This is a genomic window from Serratia sp. GW822-FHT06E05 (assembly GCF_058799445.1).
On record NZ_JBXALM010000003.1, the window covers coordinates 48,881 to 64,580 of the forward strand.

Annotated in this window: 12 protein-coding genes; 4 read left to right on the forward strand and 8 right to left on the reverse strand. The window is 54.7% G+C overall.

Annotation, left to right across the window (positions count from 1 at the left end; all coding sequences use genetic code 11):
- Window positions 1-64 precede the first annotated feature (64 nt).
- Entirely contained in the window at window positions 65-721 is a 657-nt protein-coding gene (can, locus tag AC1RKC_RS10230) for a carbonate dehydratase (protein WP_012146699.1), read from the forward strand.
- Window positions 722-757: 36 nt separating this feature from the next.
- On the opposite strand, the gene hpt is transcribed toward can, so the two are convergent.
- On the reverse strand, window positions 758-1,294 hold the full coding sequence (gene hpt / locus AC1RKC_RS10235; protein ID WP_071827054.1) for a hypoxanthine phosphoribosyltransferase: 537 nt from the start codon (window positions 1,292-1,294) through the stop codon (window positions 758-760).
- 99 nt (window positions 1,295-1,393) lie between these two features.
- Entirely contained in the window at window positions 1,394-3,040 is a 1,647-nt protein-coding gene (cueO, locus tag AC1RKC_RS10240; protein ID WP_176984546.1) for a multicopper oxidase CueO, read from the reverse strand.
- A 173-nt stretch (window positions 3,041-3,213) separates the two neighbouring features.
- On the opposite strand from cueO, the gene AC1RKC_RS10245 reads away from it, so the two are divergent.
- The 3 genes from AC1RKC_RS10245 to speD all read left to right on the forward strand — a co-directional run bounded on the left by AC1RKC_RS10245 (window position 3,214) and on the right by speD (window position 5,356).
- Window positions 3,214-3,561: a YacC family pilotin-like protein gene (locus AC1RKC_RS10245; RefSeq protein ID WP_041415681.1), complete on the forward strand. Its 348-nt coding sequence runs from the start codon at window positions 3,214-3,216 to the stop codon at window positions 3,559-3,561.
- Window positions 3,562-3,670: 109 nt separating this feature from the next.
- Window positions 3,671-4,534, forward strand: coding sequence for a polyamine aminopropyltransferase (gene speE / locus AC1RKC_RS10250; RefSeq protein WP_041415683.1), 864 nt, complete (start codon window positions 3,671-3,673; stop codon window positions 4,532-4,534).
- Window positions 4,535-4,561: 27 nt separating this feature from the next.
- Window positions 4,562-5,356 (forward strand): adenosylmethionine decarboxylase, encoded by a 795-nt coding sequence (gene speD / locus AC1RKC_RS10255; RefSeq protein ID WP_020828578.1) that lies wholly within the window; start codon window positions 4,562-4,564, stop codon window positions 5,354-5,356.
- Window positions 5,357-5,390: 34 nt separating this feature from the next.
- Here the strand turns inward: speD and yacL are convergent, their stop codons facing one another.
- From yacL to aceE, 6 genes are all read right to left on the reverse strand, one after another.
- The gene (gene yacL, locus AC1RKC_RS10260) at window positions 5,391-5,753 is read right to left on the reverse strand and encodes a protein YacL (RefSeq protein ID WP_020828579.1); all 363 of its coding nucleotides are present in this window, start codon (window positions 5,751-5,753) and stop codon (window positions 5,391-5,393) included.
- A 139-nt stretch (window positions 5,754-5,892) separates the two neighbouring features.
- Entirely contained in the window at window positions 5,893-8,490 is a 2,598-nt protein-coding gene (gene acnB, locus AC1RKC_RS10265; protein WP_046372654.1) for a bifunctional aconitate hydratase 2/2-methylisocitrate dehydratase, read from the reverse strand.
- Window positions 8,491-9,056: 566 nt separating this feature from the next.
- Window positions 9,057-9,200 (reverse strand): hypothetical protein, encoded by a 144-nt coding sequence (locus tag AC1RKC_RS10270; RefSeq protein WP_164171152.1) that lies wholly within the window; start codon window positions 9,198-9,200, stop codon window positions 9,057-9,059.
- Window positions 9,201-9,405: 205 nt separating this feature from the next.
- The gene (gene lpdA, locus AC1RKC_RS10275; protein WP_020828582.1) at window positions 9,406-10,830 is read right to left on the reverse strand and encodes a dihydrolipoyl dehydrogenase; all 1,425 of its coding nucleotides are present in this window, start codon (window positions 10,828-10,830) and stop codon (window positions 9,406-9,408) included.
- A gap of 233 nt (window positions 10,831-11,063) precedes the next feature.
- Complete coding sequence (gene aceF, locus AC1RKC_RS10280; RefSeq protein WP_128865426.1) at window positions 11,064-12,935, reverse strand: pyruvate dehydrogenase complex dihydrolipoyllysine-residue acetyltransferase; 1,872 nt, start codon at window positions 12,933-12,935, stop codon at window positions 11,064-11,066.
- A 14-nt stretch (window positions 12,936-12,949) separates the two neighbouring features.
- Window positions 12,950-15,613 carry a pyruvate dehydrogenase (acetyl-transferring), homodimeric type gene (gene aceE / locus AC1RKC_RS10285; protein ID WP_261287063.1) on the reverse strand — a complete coding sequence of 888 codons (2,664 nt, stop codon included), beginning with the start codon at window positions 15,611-15,613 and terminating at the stop codon, window positions 12,950-12,952.
- Between the last annotated feature and the right edge of the window lie 87 nt (window positions 15,614-15,700).

The window sequence follows — 15,700 nt, forward strand, 5'->3', positions numbered from 1 at the left end:
CAAATTGTGACGCTTGTCCTATATTACCCCAACGCAATCTGTTCGTTACAGGCCTATAACCGCCATGAAAGAGATCGAAAAGCTTATCGCCAATAACCACACCTGGTCAGCTAACATCAGCAAGGAAGACCCAAACTTTTTTGAACGCTTAGCACAGGCGCAAAAGCCCCGTTTTTTATGGATAGGTTGCTCTGATAGCCGCGTACCTGCAGAAAGACTGACCGGATTGGAGCCGGGTGAACTGTTTGTTCACCGTAACGTGGCGAACCTGGTGATCCATACCGATTTAAACTGCCTGTCGGTGGTGCAATACGCCGTCGACGTGTTGGAAGTCGAGCATATTATTATCTGCGGTCACCTGGGCTGCGGCGGCGTGGAAGCAGCGGTCGAGAACCCGGAACTGGGGCTGATCAATAACTGGCTGCTGCACATTCGCGACCTGTGGTACAAACACAGCTCACTGCTGGGTGAACTGGAACCGGAACAACGTCTCGACGTGCTGTGTGAAATCAACGTTATTGAGCAGGTCTACAACCTGGGCCATTCCACCATCATGCAATCAGCATGGAAACGCGGCCAGAAAGTGATGATTCACGGTTGGGTGTACGGGATCCAGGACGGCCGCCTGCGCGATTTGGAAGTGGCTGCGACCAGCCGCGAAAGCCTGGAAATGGGCTATCGCAAAGCCATGGCCACGCTGCAACAGGATAAAGGCATCTAAAGCTCATAGGGCGCGGCATGCCGCGCCCACAGCAGTTTACTCGTCCAGCAATACCACTTTGCCGACGTACGGCAAATGGCGGTAGCGCTGAGCGTAGTCAATGCCGTAACCCACCACGAATTCGTCCGGGATTGAGAAACCGACGTACTCAACCGGCACTTCCACTTCACGGCGTTCAGGCTTGTCCAACAGGGTGCAAATCGCCAGGGATTTCGGCCCACGCAGCGCCAGAATTTCACGCACTTTGTTCAGCGTATTGCCGGAGTCGATGATGTCTTCCACGATCAGCACGTCTTTGCCGCGGATATCTTCATCCAAATCCTTAAGGATTTTCACGTCGCGAGTCGTGGACATGCCGCTGCCGTAGCTGGAAGCGGTCATAAAGTCGACCTCATGCGGCACTTCGATGGTGCGACACAGGTCAGCCATGAACATGAAGGAGCCGCGCAGCAGCCCGACCAGCACCATATCACTGCCGCTGTCGCGGTAATGTTCGGTGATCTGGCGGCCAAGTTCGGCAATACGGGTCTTAACTTCCTGCTCGGAAATCATTACGTCTACAGTGTGTTTCATAGTTTTCAGGTCAGTTGCCGGAAGAAGGGCGCAGAGTTTAGCATAGCCTGAAGCCGGTGGCGACGCGAGTGCGCCGCCACTTGAAAGACAACAAGGAGATCAGTCAGCTACCGTAAAGCCCATCATCATGCCGGTATCTTCGTGTTCCAGCAGATGACAGTGAGCCATATAGGCGTGATCGCTATTGGCCAGGTGATCGAAGCGCACCAACACTTCACTGCGCCAACCCTCTACGCGCACCGTATCTTTCCAGCCGCTGCGATGGGCCGCCGGCGGTTTACCGTTTTCCGACAGGATGCGGAATTGAGTGCCGTGAATATGGAACGGGTGCAGCATCATGTCGCCTTCGCCGGAAAGGGTCCACTTTTCGTACTTGCCGCGTTTGGCTTCAAACATCGGCTTGGTCATGTCGAAGGCCTTGCCGTTGATCATATTGCCATGGCTGAAATCGAACGGCTTCGCGCCGTGATCCATGCCTTTCATATTGCCGTGGTCCATGCCCTTCATACTGCCGTGATCCATACCCTTCATGCTGGCGTGATCCATCCCTTGCATACCGGACATATCACCGCTGTCGCCTTTGCCCATGCCGCCGTGATCCATACTCATGCCGGCCATGGCCTGATGGCCATAGCGATCCATCAGCGCCTGCATACCCAGCTTATCCAACTGCGGGTTCATCATCAGCTGCAGCCAACGCTCCTGAATGCCGGTCACCGCAGGCAGCGCTGGCAGTTTCACCAAGCTGTCCGGCATCGTCTTGATGCCCTGCGCCAGCGAAGGCTGGATATGCAATACCGGCAGCGGCTGGTCGAACGGTGCCAGCGTCATGCCCATCTGTTTGACCGGCAGCGTGACGATATCGAAAGCTTTACCGTCAGAGGCATCCACCAAGACTTCGAAGCGTTCGCCCATCAGCATCGGCAATTCGGTCAGCTTGACCGGCTCGGCCAAAAAACCGCCGTCGCTGGCAATCACATAGAGTGGACGGTTATCGCTGGCGGCCAGATTCAGCGAGCGTGCATTACAGCCATTGAGGAAACGCAGACGCAGCCAGCCGCGAGGGGCCACGTGGCGGGGATACTGAGCACCGTTGGTGAACATACGGTCGCCGAACCAACCAACGGCAGCACTCATCACGTCCAGTTGGTATTCAATCTGCGCGTCCTTGCCCAGCCGCTTGTCCTGCAGGATCACCGGAATATCATCCTGCCCCCAGGTTTTCGGCAGCGGCAGCTTACTGCTTTCGTCATCTTCGAGCAGCACCAGCCCGGCCAAGCCCTTCATCACCTGCTGACCGGTCTTGCCGTGGGTGTGCGGATGGAACCAGCAGGTAGCTGCAGGCTGCTCGATAGTGAACTGCACCCTGCGCGTTGCGCCTGGCTGAATCAGCGCCTGCGGTCCACCGTCTACGTCACCGGGGATTTCCAGACCGTGCCAGTGAACGGTACTGGCTTCCGGCAACGCATTGCGGATATCCACCGTGACCGATTTGCCACGCTGTAGGCGCACCGCCGGCCCCAGCAACGCGCCATTAAAGCCCCAGGTTTGGGTCGCCTTGCCCGGCAGCCAGTTCACCTCACCGGTTTGCAGCGCCAGAGCAATGTTCCCTTGTGCGTCCGGCATCAGCAGTGGCGGGATCGGTAACGCCGGCAATTCAGCCGCCCACGCGCCCCGGCTCCACAACGGTAAAGCGCTTGCCGCGCCCAGCGCAGCGGTCAGTTTGATAAAATCACGGCGTAACATCGCTGACTCCCTTTTCTCAGTGATCTAACTCATCTAAACGTCAGCCTAAACCCTCCCCTTAGCGGAAGGTCAAGCCTTTGCTGCCGGTTATGCTACCTGTGAGTAATAAAATTTGGTGCCTTTACAGGCAAGTGTGATAACGTCTGTAGACAACAAACAGGTCTATTTTCATGATGAAAAAAACAAGTTTACTGGTGCTGTTGCTCACCATGCTGGGGTTCTCCAACGCCAGTCTGGCGCTGAATGAGTCCGAAGCGGAAGATCTGGCCGATCTGACGGCAGTGTTTATTTATTTGAAAAACGATTGCGGCTACAACGACTTGCCCAATGCGCAAATCAAACGCGCCATCGTTTATTTCGCGCAGCAAAACCGTTGGGATCTGACCAACTATAATAGTTTTAATATGAAGGCTCTGGGTGAAGACAGCTATCGCGATCTCAGTGGTATCGCCATTCCTACCCCGAACAAATGCAAATCTCTGGCACGCGACTCGCTAAGCCTGCTGGCCTACGCTAACTAATCCCCCGCCTTCCGCTATCTCTGTTTGAAATTCAGCCGTGCATCACCAGGCAGAGTTAGCTATGATGTTGCGCCAATTTTTCATGGCTGTTATTACGGAGTTCCCGCACATGACCCAGAAAGAAATTTGGTATGAAACACTGCATGCCAACTTCGGCCAGTACTTCTCGGTAGAGAACGTGCTGTATCGTGAGAAGACCGAGCATCAGGATTTGGTGATTTTTGAAAACCCGGTTCTGGGGCGCGTTATGGCGCTCGACGGCGTGGTGCAAACCACCGAGCGCGATGAGTTCATCTATCACGAGATGATGACCCACATACCGCTGCTGGCTCACGGCCAGGCGAAGAAAATCCTGATCATCGGCGGTGGCGACGGCGCTATGCTGCGCGAAGTCAGCCGTCATCAGGGCGTTGAACAAATCACCATGGTCGAGATCGACGCCGGCGTGGTGGAATTCTGCCGCCAATACCTGCCTAATCACAATGCCGGTGCTTACGACGATCCCCGCTTTAAGCTGGTGATCGACGACGGCGTCAACTTTGTTAATCAGACCGATGAAAAATTCGATGTGATTATCTCCGACTGCACCGATCCTATCGGCCCCGGCGAAAGCCTGTTCACCTCGGCATTCTACGAAGGCTGCGCACGCTGCCTGAACGAGGGCGGCATTTTTGTTGCGCAGAACGGCGTGTGCTTCCTGCAGCAAGACGAAGCGGTCAATAGCCACACCAAGCTGAGCCAATACTTCAAGGACGTCAGTTTCTACCAGGCGGCGATCCCGACCTATTACGGCGGCATTATGACCTTCGCCTGGGCCAGCCAAAACCCGGCACTGCGTCAGCTCGACTTGCCAACGCTGCAACATCGCTTTCATCAAAGCGGCTTAAACTGTCGTTATTATAACCCGGCAATTCACGCGGGCAGCTTTGCACTGCCGCAGTATTTGCTCGACGCACTGAACGTTTCACGTTAAGCGAGAAGATAAAGGAGGTGAACCAAATTGCATAAGCTAAAACTGCACGGCTTCAACAACCTGACCAAAAGCCTGAGTTTTTGTATTTACGATATTTGTTACGCCAAAACCGCGGACGACCGCGCTGGCTATATCGCCTACATTGACGAACAATACAACGCCAACCGCCTGACCGAGATCCTCAGCGAGACCTGCTCGATCATTGGCGCCAATATTCTCAACATCGCACGTCAGGACTACGAGCCTCAGGGCGCCAGCGTCACCATTCTGGTCAGCGAAGAGCCGGTCGACCCGGACGATGTCGATACTTCAGAACACCCGGGCCCACTGTCAAAGACGGTAGTCGCACATCTGGACAAGAGCCACATCTGCGTTCATACCTATCCGGAGAGCCATCCGGAAGGCGGTCTTTGCACATTCCGCGCCGATATCGAAGTGTCCACCTGCGGCGTGATTTCACCGCTTAAAGCGTTGAATTATCTGATCCACCAGTTGGAATCTGACATCGTCACCATGGATTACCGCGTGCGCGGTTTTACCCGCGACGTAAACGGCTTGAAGCATTACATCGATCATGAGATCAACTCGATCCAGAACTTTATGTCTGATGATATGAAGGCGCTGTACCACATGATGGACGTGAATGTTTATCAGGAAAACATCTTCCATACCAAGATGTTGCTGAAGGATTTCGATCTGAAGCACTACCTGTTTAATGCCAAACCGGACGCGCTGAGCGAAGCCGAGCGTAAAGAGATTACCGATCTGCTGTGGAAAGAGATGCAGGAAATCTATTACGGCCGCAATATTCCGCATCTGTAATCTGTATCGGGCGCGGCACGCCGCGCCCTTACGTTCAGTATTTCAGCATAAAAGAACGGTAGGCCTTCAATACCTGCAAAAAGTCTTCGACGCCGCAGAATGAGAGGCTTTCTTCGTCATAGTAATTCATACCCTCCTCCATCTCGTCGCCCTCGAACTCCAGCAGGTTAGCGCGGATCATCACTTCTTCCCCGTCCATCAGCAACGTGTATTCATGGCCTTCCAGCTGCCATTGACGCTCGCTGCCCTTCACTTGCGCCGCCCCGGCTTCGATGCGATCGAGCAGGTTGAAGTCGCCTTTGAGTTCTTCGTTGATCCAGTGGCCAATCGCCTCATGCCCCATCGAAAATCTGACCACTACCTGACCGGTAACGTCACGCAGAAATTCGTAATCCATAGCACGCCCTCCTGAGCCCTTTCTCTTAGTGTAAACATTAATTCATGACTAACTCAGTGAGCGCTCGCAAAGTTGGCAACTGAGAAAAATAAAACGGGAGGCCAAGGCCTCCCGTTAAACAGTTGCGCAATATAGCGACTTAAACAGCGGTTTGGAAGATCACGCCGTCGGCTTTTTCCGTGTACTGACCCAGTTGGTCAAAGTTCAGATAACGGTAGGTATCCGCCGCTGACTTATCGACCTGTGCCATGTACGTCTGGTACTCGTCCGGCGTTGGCAGACGACCCAGCAGCGAAGCCACCGCCGCCAGTTCTGCAGAAGCCAGATACACGTTGGCACCGGTCCCCAGACGGTTCGGGAAGTTACGGGTCGAGGTGGAAACCACCGTCGCACCGTCGGCCACGCGCGCCTGGTTACCCATGCACAGTGAACAACCTGGGATCTCGATACGTGCACCGCTCTTGCCGAATACGCTGTAGTAGCCTTCTTCGGTCAACTGAGCCGCATCCATCTTGGTTGGCGGAGCCACCCACAGACGGGTCGGCAACTGGCCTTTGTGCTGATCCAGCAGCTTGCCGGCCGCGCGGAAGTGGCCGATGTTGGTCATGCAGGAACCGATAAACACTTCATCGATCTTGCTGTTGGCCACGTCGGACAGCAGACGCGCGTCATCCGGATCGTTTGGTGCACACAGGATTGGCTGAGTGATCTCTGCCAGATCGATGTCGATCACCGCAGCGTATTCTGCATCCGCATCGCCTTCCAGCAGTTGCGGATCCGCCAGCCATTTTTGCATGCCCTGAATACGACGCTCCAGGGTACGACGATCGCCGTAGCCTTCGGAGATCATCCACTTGAGCAGCACGATGTTAGAGTTCAGATACTCTTCAATCGGTGCCTTATCCAGCTTGATGGTACAGCCGGCAGCGGAACGTTCGGCCGAAGCGTCAGTCAGTTCGAATGCCTGCTCGACTTTCAGATCCGGCAAGCCTTCGATCTCCAGAATGCGGCCGGAGAAGATGTTCTTCTTACCCTTCTTCTCTACGGTCAGCAGGCCCTGCTGGATGGCGTAGTAAGGGATTGCGTGTACCAGGTCACGCAGAGTAATGCCAGGCTGCATCTTGCCTTTGAAGCGCACCAGGACAGACTCTGGCATATCCAGCGGCATCACGCCGGTAGCGGCGGCAAAGGCAACCAGGCCGGAACCCGCCGGGAAGGAGATACCGATTGGGAAACGGGTGTGGGAGTCACCGCCGGTGCCTACGGTATCCGGCAGCAACATACGGTTCAGCCAGGAGTGAATAACGCCATCACCCGGACGCAGCGACACGCCGCCACGGTTCATGATGAAGTCCGGCAGTGTGTGGTGGGTCGTCACGTCAACCGGTTTCGGGTACGCAGCGGTGTGACAGAACGACTGCATCACCAGATCGGCGGAGAAGCCCAGGCAAGCCAGATCTTTCAGCTCGTCACGGGTCATCGGGCCGGTAGTGTCCTGTGAACCGACAGAGGTCATCTTGGGTTCGCAGTATTCGCCCGGGCGCACGCCGGCAACGCCACAGGCGCGGCCAACCATTTTCTGCGCCAGGGAGAAGCCTTTGCTGCTGACAGCCACTTCTTTGGCAATGCGGAACACGTCGCTGTGCGGCAGGCCCAGCGCTTCACGCGCTTTGGTGGTCAGACCGCGACCGATGATCAGCGGAATACGGCCACCGGCACGCACTTCGTCGAGCAGTACGTCGGTCTTAAGTTCGAAGTTGGCAATCAGCTCACCGGTTTCGTGGTTGCGCACTTCACCCTTGTACGGGTAAATGTCGATCACGTCGCCCATGTTCAGGTCATTGACGTCCACTTCAATCGGCAATGCACCGGCATCTTCCATGGTGTTGAAGAAGATAGGCGCGATTTTACCGCCCAGCACTACACCACCACCGCGCTTGTTAGGCACGTAAGGGATATCGTCGCCCATAAACCACAGCACCGAGTTGGTGGCGGATTTACGAGAAGAACCGGTGCCGACAACGTCACCGACGTAAGCCAGCGGGAAACCTTTCTTGTTCAGCAGTTCGATTTGCTTGATAGGCCCAACGCTGCCCGGCTGATCCGGCACTATGCCTTCACGTTCGTTTTTCAGCATCGCCAGGGCGTGCAGTGGGATATCCGGGCGTGACCACGCATCCGGTGCCGGCGACAGGTCATCGGTGTTGGTTTCACCGGTGACTTTGAATACGGTAACGGTGATTTTTTCCGCCAGTTGCGGACGAGACAGATACCACTCGGCATCGGCCCAGGACTGCATAATCTGCTTGGCGTGCGGGTTACCCGCTTTGGCTTTTTCTTCCACGTCGTAGAAGTTGTCGAACATCAGCAGCGTATGGGACAGCGCTTTGGCGGCAATCGCAGCCAATTTTTCGTTATCCAGCGCGTCGATCAGCGGATGAATGTTATAGCCACCTTGCATGGTGCCTAACAGCTCTACGGCTTTCTCGGGGGTAATCAGGGGGGAGGTCGCTTCGCCTTTGGCGATGGCTGCCAGGAAACCGGCTTTTACATAGGCGGCTTCGTCGACGCCCGGTGGCACACGGTTAATCAGCAGGTCTAACAGGAATTCTTCTTCGCCTTTTGGCGGATTCTTTAATGATTCAACCAGCGCTGCCATTTGGGTGGCGTCTAACGGCTTAGGGACGATGCCCTCTGCAGCACGCTCGGCTACGTGCTTACGGTATTCTTCTAGCACGACATTCTCCTCGCTCTCATTGTCATTTATTGTGCCTGGCGTTCTCTATTCAAACCGGGTTTAGCGCACGGTGTTGATGCCATTGATCCTGACGGGGCACTGCTGTCGATGTCCTGGACTGTAAGTACAGTGCCCGGTTCCGCTCAGCCAGCATATCAGGATTTGAATTGGTTGTTAATTCGTTCACATAAAAGCAACATTAAATCTTTGCTGAATCGTTGAGCGCAGTGTAATCGGCTGCGACACAAGCCCGACGGGGCTACAGAGAGGTTCCGTTCCCAACATACATCAGCCTGACGAGCACAACATAATACCCACTCACTTACAATGGCTATTAGTCGCGAATAGTAAAATTTGAGAGCGGAAGGCACAAAAAAACCGCCATTAAGGCGGTTCTGTTGTTCCGTTCGGTGTTAGCAGGCACCTCACGGATTTCTTACATCGTTAAGAACGATACAAGCGCTACCGAGCCAAAACATTGTGCGCAACGATGATTAAAAAATCAACAAAAAGAATGTCTGAACATTCATTTCAACGTAATATTTATCCGGGTCTGTTCTGCCAATTTAGCAGTTGGTCATCGGGCTTGAGAACAGTGCTGCAACGACTGCGATACAGGCGCTACCGGGCGCTTGTTCCGCCGGGATTTTTCCGGTGAAGTCGCGGTGGTCGTGGTTCCACAAGGATCGCGCAATGAAAGGGAGTTCCATGTTTATCCTGCTCATTGTACTGGGATCGGCGTTTGGCGTGAGCAAAGGCGGTTGGTCGGTTAACGGCAACAGCCTAACGTTCAACGTGATATTCCAGAACAAGTAAGCTACTGGCCGCTCATCGAGCGGCCTTTTACCTGGATGCCGCGCATAAAAAAACGGCCCCTTTTCAGGAGCCGCTTATTCACCTTTCAAACCAGCAGAATTACTTCTTCTTGGCTTTCGGGTTAGGCAGATCGGTGATGCTGCCTTCAAAGATCTCTGCCGCCAAGCCTACGGATTCGTGCAGGGTTGGGTGAGCATGGATAGTCAGCGCGATGTCTTCTGCGTCGCAACCCATCTCGATAGCCAGACCGATTTCACCCAACAGCTCGCCACCGTTGGTGCCGACAATCGCGCCACCGATGATACGGTGAGTTTCTTTGTCGAAAATCAGTTTGGTCATGCCGTCTGCGCAGTCGGAAGCGATAGCACGGCCAGAAGCTGCCCACGGGAAGGTGGAAGTTTCGTAGCTGATGCCTTTTTCTTTCGCTTCTTTCTCGGTCAGACCCACCCAGGCAACTTCCGGCTCGGTGTAAGCGATCGATGGGATCACTTTCGGGTCGAAGTAGTGCTTCATGCCGGCAATAACTTCAGCGGCAACGTGGCCTTCATGCACGCCTTTGTGCGCCAGCATCGGTTGACCGACGATGTCGCCGATAGCGAAGATGTGCGGCACGTTGGTACGCAGCTGTTTGTCGACGTTGATGAAGCCACGCTCGTCAACTTCCACACCGGCTTTACCCGCTTCAAGCAGCTTACCGTTCGGCACGCGGCCGATAGCCACCAGCACCGCGTCATAACGCTGTGGTTCTGCAGGCGCTTTTTTGCCTTCCATAGTGACATAGATGCCGTCTTCTTTGGCTTCTACCGCGGTCACTTTGGTTTCCAGCATCAGGTTGAACTGCTTGCTGATGCGCTTGGTGAAGACTTTCACCACGTCTTTGTCAGCCGCCGGGATCACCTGGTCAAACATTTCGACAACGTCGATCTGTGAACCCAGCGCATGGTATACGGTGCCCATTTCCAGGCCGATGATACCGCCGCCCATAACCAGCAGACGCTCTGGGACAGTTTTCAGCTCCAGTGCATCGGTAGAGTCCCACACGCGTGGATCTTCATGAGGAATGAATGGCAGTTGGATCGGACGAGAACCTGCAGCGATGATGGCATTGTCGAAGTTGATGGTGGTTGGACCATTTTCGCCTTCAACAACCAGGGTGTTAGCGCCGGTGAACTTGCCCAGGCCGTTAACCACTTTCACTTTACGGCCTTTAGCCATGCCAGCCAGACCGCCGGTCAGCTGATTGATGACTTTTTCTTTCCAGACGCGCACTTTGTCGATGTCAGTTTTCGGCTCGCCGAAAACGATGCCGTGCTCGGCCAGCGCCTTGGCTTCTTCGATCACTTTGGCTACGTGCAGCAGTGCTTTGGAAGGGATACATCCCACGTTCAGGCAAACACCGCCCAGCGTGGAATAACGTTCAACCAGAACGGTTTCAAGACCTAAGTCAGCGCAACGAAAGGCAGCAGAGTAACCTGCCGGGCCCGCCCCAAGTACCACGACCTGAGTTTTAATTTCAGTACTCATCATGACCTCTTAATTGATTGTCCGGCGGGTCAGACGTCATTTTTATTGCTAATCGATCTCATAACGCCCTTCATCCACCGGGACGCTTACACCGCGAGCAGTTTACAGAATTGTTAATAATCTGCAAAGCGTGTTCGAGTGACCCGTGTCTCAACAATTTTGTCGAGTCGTGCAAAAACCGACAAAACTGCTACAGAAGCGATAAGGGCGCAGCATGCTGCGCCCTTTTTTCATTACATCACCATACGGCGGATATCAGCCAGCATGTTGTTGATGATGGTAATAAAGCGCGCACCATCTGCACCATCGATAACACGGTGGTCGAAGGAGAGCGACATTGGCATCATCAGGCGCGGCACGAACTCTTTACCGTTCCAGACTGGCTCCATAGCAGACTTGGAGACACCCAGGATAGCCACTTCCGGCGCGTTCACAATCGGCGCGAAGTGAGTTGTCCCGATACCGCCCAGGCTGGAGATGGTGAAACAGCCACCCTGCATTTCGCCGGCGGTCAGTTTACCGTCACGCGCTTTTTTGGAGATAGCCATCAGCTCACGGGACAGTTCAGTGATGCTCTTCTTGTTCACATCTTTGAATACCGGAACCACCAGGCCGTTTGGCGTATCAACCGCAACACCGACGTTGATGTACTTTTTCAGCGTCAGCTTCTGACCATCTTCGGACAGAGAGCTGTTGAAACGCGGCATCTGCTCCAGAGCGGCAGCAACGGCTTTCATGATGAACACCACCGGGGTGAACTTCACATCCAGCTTACGCTTGGCCGCTTCTTCGTTCTGCTGCTTGCGGAAAGCTTCCAGATCGGTGATGTCGGTTTTGTCGAAGTGAGTCACGTGCGGGATCATCACCCAGTTACGGCTCAGGTTGGCACCCGAGATTTTCTGGATGCGGCCCAGTTCAACTTCTTCGATCTCACCGAACTTGCTGAAGTCCACTTTCGGCCATGGCAGCATGCCTGGCAGACCGCCACCGGCAGCAGCAGCTGGCGCCGCTTCTGCACGTTTGACCGCGTCTTTCACGTAAGTCTGAACGTCTTCGCGCAGGATGCGGCCTTTACGACCGGTGCCTTTCACTTTCGCCAGGTTTACGCCGAACTCACGCGCCAGGCGGCGGATGACCGGAGTGGCATGCACATAAGCGTCGTTCTCGGCGAACTCACCTTTGGCAGCTGGAGCAGCCTGTTTGGCTGGTGCCGCGCTGGCAGCCGGTGCCGGCGCTGCTTCTGCTTTTTGAGCAGGAGCAGCCGCTGGTGCAGCGCCTTCAACTTCGAACACCATGATCAGGGAGCCGGTTTTCACTTTATCGCCGGCGCTGATTTTGATTTCTTTCACGGTACCTGCGAACGGTGCCGGCACTTCCATAGAAGCCTTGTCACCTTCAACGGTGATCAGTGACTGCTCAGCGGCAACTTTGTCGCCCACTTTCACCATCACTTCGGTCACTTCTACTTCATCGCCACCGATATCCGGTACGGCAACGTCTTTGGCCGCAGAGGCAGCCGGTGCCGCTGGAGCAGCAGGCGTTTCAGTCGCAGCCGGAGCGGCAGCAGAAGCTGCGCCAGCCACTTCGAATACCATGATCAGAGAACCGGTGGTGACTTTGTCGCCAGTGCCGATTTTGATCTCTTTCACGGTGCCTGCGAACGGTGCAGGGACTTCCATGGAAGCCTTGTCGCCTTCAACGGTGATCAGGGACTGCTCGGCTTCCACCTTGTCGCCCACTTTCACCAGGATCTCGGTCACTTCTACTTCGTCGGCACCGATGTCCGGTACGGCAACGTCTTTGGCAGCCGGAGCAGCGGGTGCTGCAGCCGGTTTTTCTTCAGCTTTGGCAGCAGGTGCGGCCTGAGCCGCCCCTTCCGCTTCAAAGATCATCAGCAGTTTGCCGGTTTCGGTTTTATCACCGACGGCAACTTTGATCTCTTTAACCACACCCGCCTGCGGGGAAGGGACTTCCATGGAAGCTTTGTCACCTTCAACGGTGATCAGCGATTGTTCAGCTTCAACTTTATCGCCCACTTTCACCAGAATCTCGGTGATTTCCACTTCGTCTGCACCGATGTCCGGTACTTTGATTTCGATAGACATTTCTTCTGTACCTCTTATGCCAGACGCGGGTTAACTTTTTCTGGGTTGATGTCGAATTTCTTAATCGCATCAGCTACCACAGAAGCTTCGATTTCACCGCGTTTAGCCAGTTCACCCAGTGCAGCAACCACAACGTAAGAAGCGTCAACTTCAAAGTGGTGGCGCAGGTTTTCGCGGCTGTCTGAACGACCGAAGCCGTCAGTACCCAGAACGCGATAGTCGCTGGCTGGAACGTAAGTACGAACCTGTTCTGCAAACAGCTTCATGTAGTCGGTAGACGCAACCGCCGGCGCATCGTTCATCACCTGAGCAATGTACGGTACACGTGGAGTTTCGGTTGGGTGCAGCATGTTCCAACGCTCGCAGTCCTGGCCATCACGCGCCAGTTCAGTGAAGGAAGTCACGCTGTAGATGTCAGAACCCACGCCGTAATCGTCTGCCAGGATCTTCGCCGCTTCACGTACGTGACGCAGGATAGAACCTGAACCCAGCAACTGAACCTTGCCTTTGCTGCCTGCCAGAGTGTCCAGCTTGTAGATACCTTTGCGGATACCTTCTTCTGCGCCCTGCGGCATGGCCGGCATGTGGTAGTTTTCGTTCAGCGTGGTGATGTAGTAGTAGACGTTTTCTTGCGCGTCACCGTACATGCGGACCAGACCGTCGTGCATGATCACTGCCACTTCGTATGCATAAGCTGGATCGTAAGAGATGCAGTTAGGGATAGTCAGAGACTGAATGTGGCTGTGGCCGTCTTCGTGCTGCAGACCTTCACCGTTCAGGGTGGTACGGCCTGAAGTACCGCCGATCAGGAAGCCGCGCGCCTGTTGGTCGCCTGCTGCCCAGCACAGGTCACCGATACGCTGGAAACCGAACATCGAGTAGTAGATGTAGAACGGAATCATCGGCAGATCGTTGGTGCTGTAGGAAGTCGCTGCAGCTAGCCATGAAGATGCTGCGCCCAGTTCGTTGATGCCTTCCTGCAGGATCTGACCTTTTTCGTCTTCTTTGTAGTAAGCAACCTGCTCACGGTCCTGCGGGGTATATTGCTGACCGTTCGGGCTGTAGATACCGATCTGACGGAACAGACCTTCCATACCGAAGGTACGCGCTTCGTCAGCGATGATTGGAACCAGACGATCTTTGATCGACTTGTTCTTCAGCATCACGTTCAGGGCACGCACGAAGGCGATGGTGGTGGAGATTTCTTTGTTCTGCTCTTCCAGCAGTGAGCTGAAGTCTTCCAGAGCCGGCATTTCCAGCTTCTGGGTGAAGGCTGGCAGACGGGTCGGTACATAACCTTTCAGCGCCTGACGGCGTTCGTGCAGGTATTTGTACTCTTCAGAGTCTTTCTCGAAGGTGATGTACGGCAGTTTTTCGATGTCGGCATCGGCAACGGGCACATTGAAACGATCGCGGAAGTGGTGAACCCCTTCCATGTTCATTTTCTTCACCTGGTGAGCGATGTTTTTACCTTCCGCGGTTTCACCCATGCCGTAACCTTTAATGGTATGGGCCAGGATAACGGTTGGTTTGCCTTGGGTGTCCTGCGCTTTTTTCAGTGCAGCGAAGACTTTCTTCGGATCGTGACCACCGCGGTTCAGCGCCCAGATTTCGTCGTCGGTCATGTCTTTGACCAGAGCAGCGGTTTCCGGGAAGCGGCCGAAGAAGTGCTCACGTACGTAAGCGCCGTCTTTGGATTTGAAGGTCTGGTAGTCGCCGTCCAGGGTTTCGTTCATCAGTTGGATCAGCTTGCCGCTGGTGTCTTTACGCAGCAGTTCGTCCCAACGACCACCCCAAATCACTTTCAGTACCTGCCAGCCTGCGCCGGAGAAGATACCTTCCAGTTCATTGATGATCTTGCCGTTACCGGTGACTGGGCCGTCCAGACGTTGCAGGTTACAGTTGATGACGAACACCAGGTTGTCCAGCTTCTCACGGGTGGCGATGGTGATCGCACCTTTGGATTCCGGCTCATCCATCTCACCGTCGCCCAGGAAGGCGTAAACGGTTTGAGAAGAGGTGTTCTTCAAGCCACGGTGTTCCAGATATTTCAGGAACTTCGCCTGGTAGATGGCGCTGATTGGGCCCAGGCCCATGGAAACGGTCGGGAACTGCCAGAATTCAGGCATCAGTTTAGGATGCGGGTAAGAAGACAGGCCTTTACCGTGAACTTCCTGACGGAAGTTGTTCATTTGGTCTTCGGTCAAGCGGCCTTCAAGGAAGGCACGTGCGTAAACGCCCGGAGAGATGTGGCCCTGGAAGTAAACCAGATCGCCGCCGTCTTGCTCGTTGCGTGCACGGAAGAAGTGGTTGAAGCAGACTTCATAGAAGGTCGCGGAAGATTGGAAGGAAGCCATGTGGCCGCCCAGGTCCAGATCTTTCTTGGAAGCGCGCAGCACGGTCATTACCGCGTTCCAGCGGATAGCGCTGCGGATACGACGCTCAAGATCCAGGTTACCAGGGTAAGCAGGTTCGTCTTCCACCGCGATGGTGTTGACGTAGTTGTGAGCCGCAGCACCGGCTGCAACGCTAACACCGCCTTTACGGGCTTCACCCAATACCTGATCAATCAGAAACTGAGCTCGCTCAACACCCTCTTCACGGATGACCGATTCGATCGCCTGCAGCCAGTCGCGGGTTTCGATCGGATCCACGTCATTGTTTAAACGTTCTGACATGGTGGTATTCCTTATCTGTCTAATGGTTTGTTTTGGAGCCTGTCTTCCTGTGTTCTGAGGCAAAACACAGGAAGACAGGCCCATCAG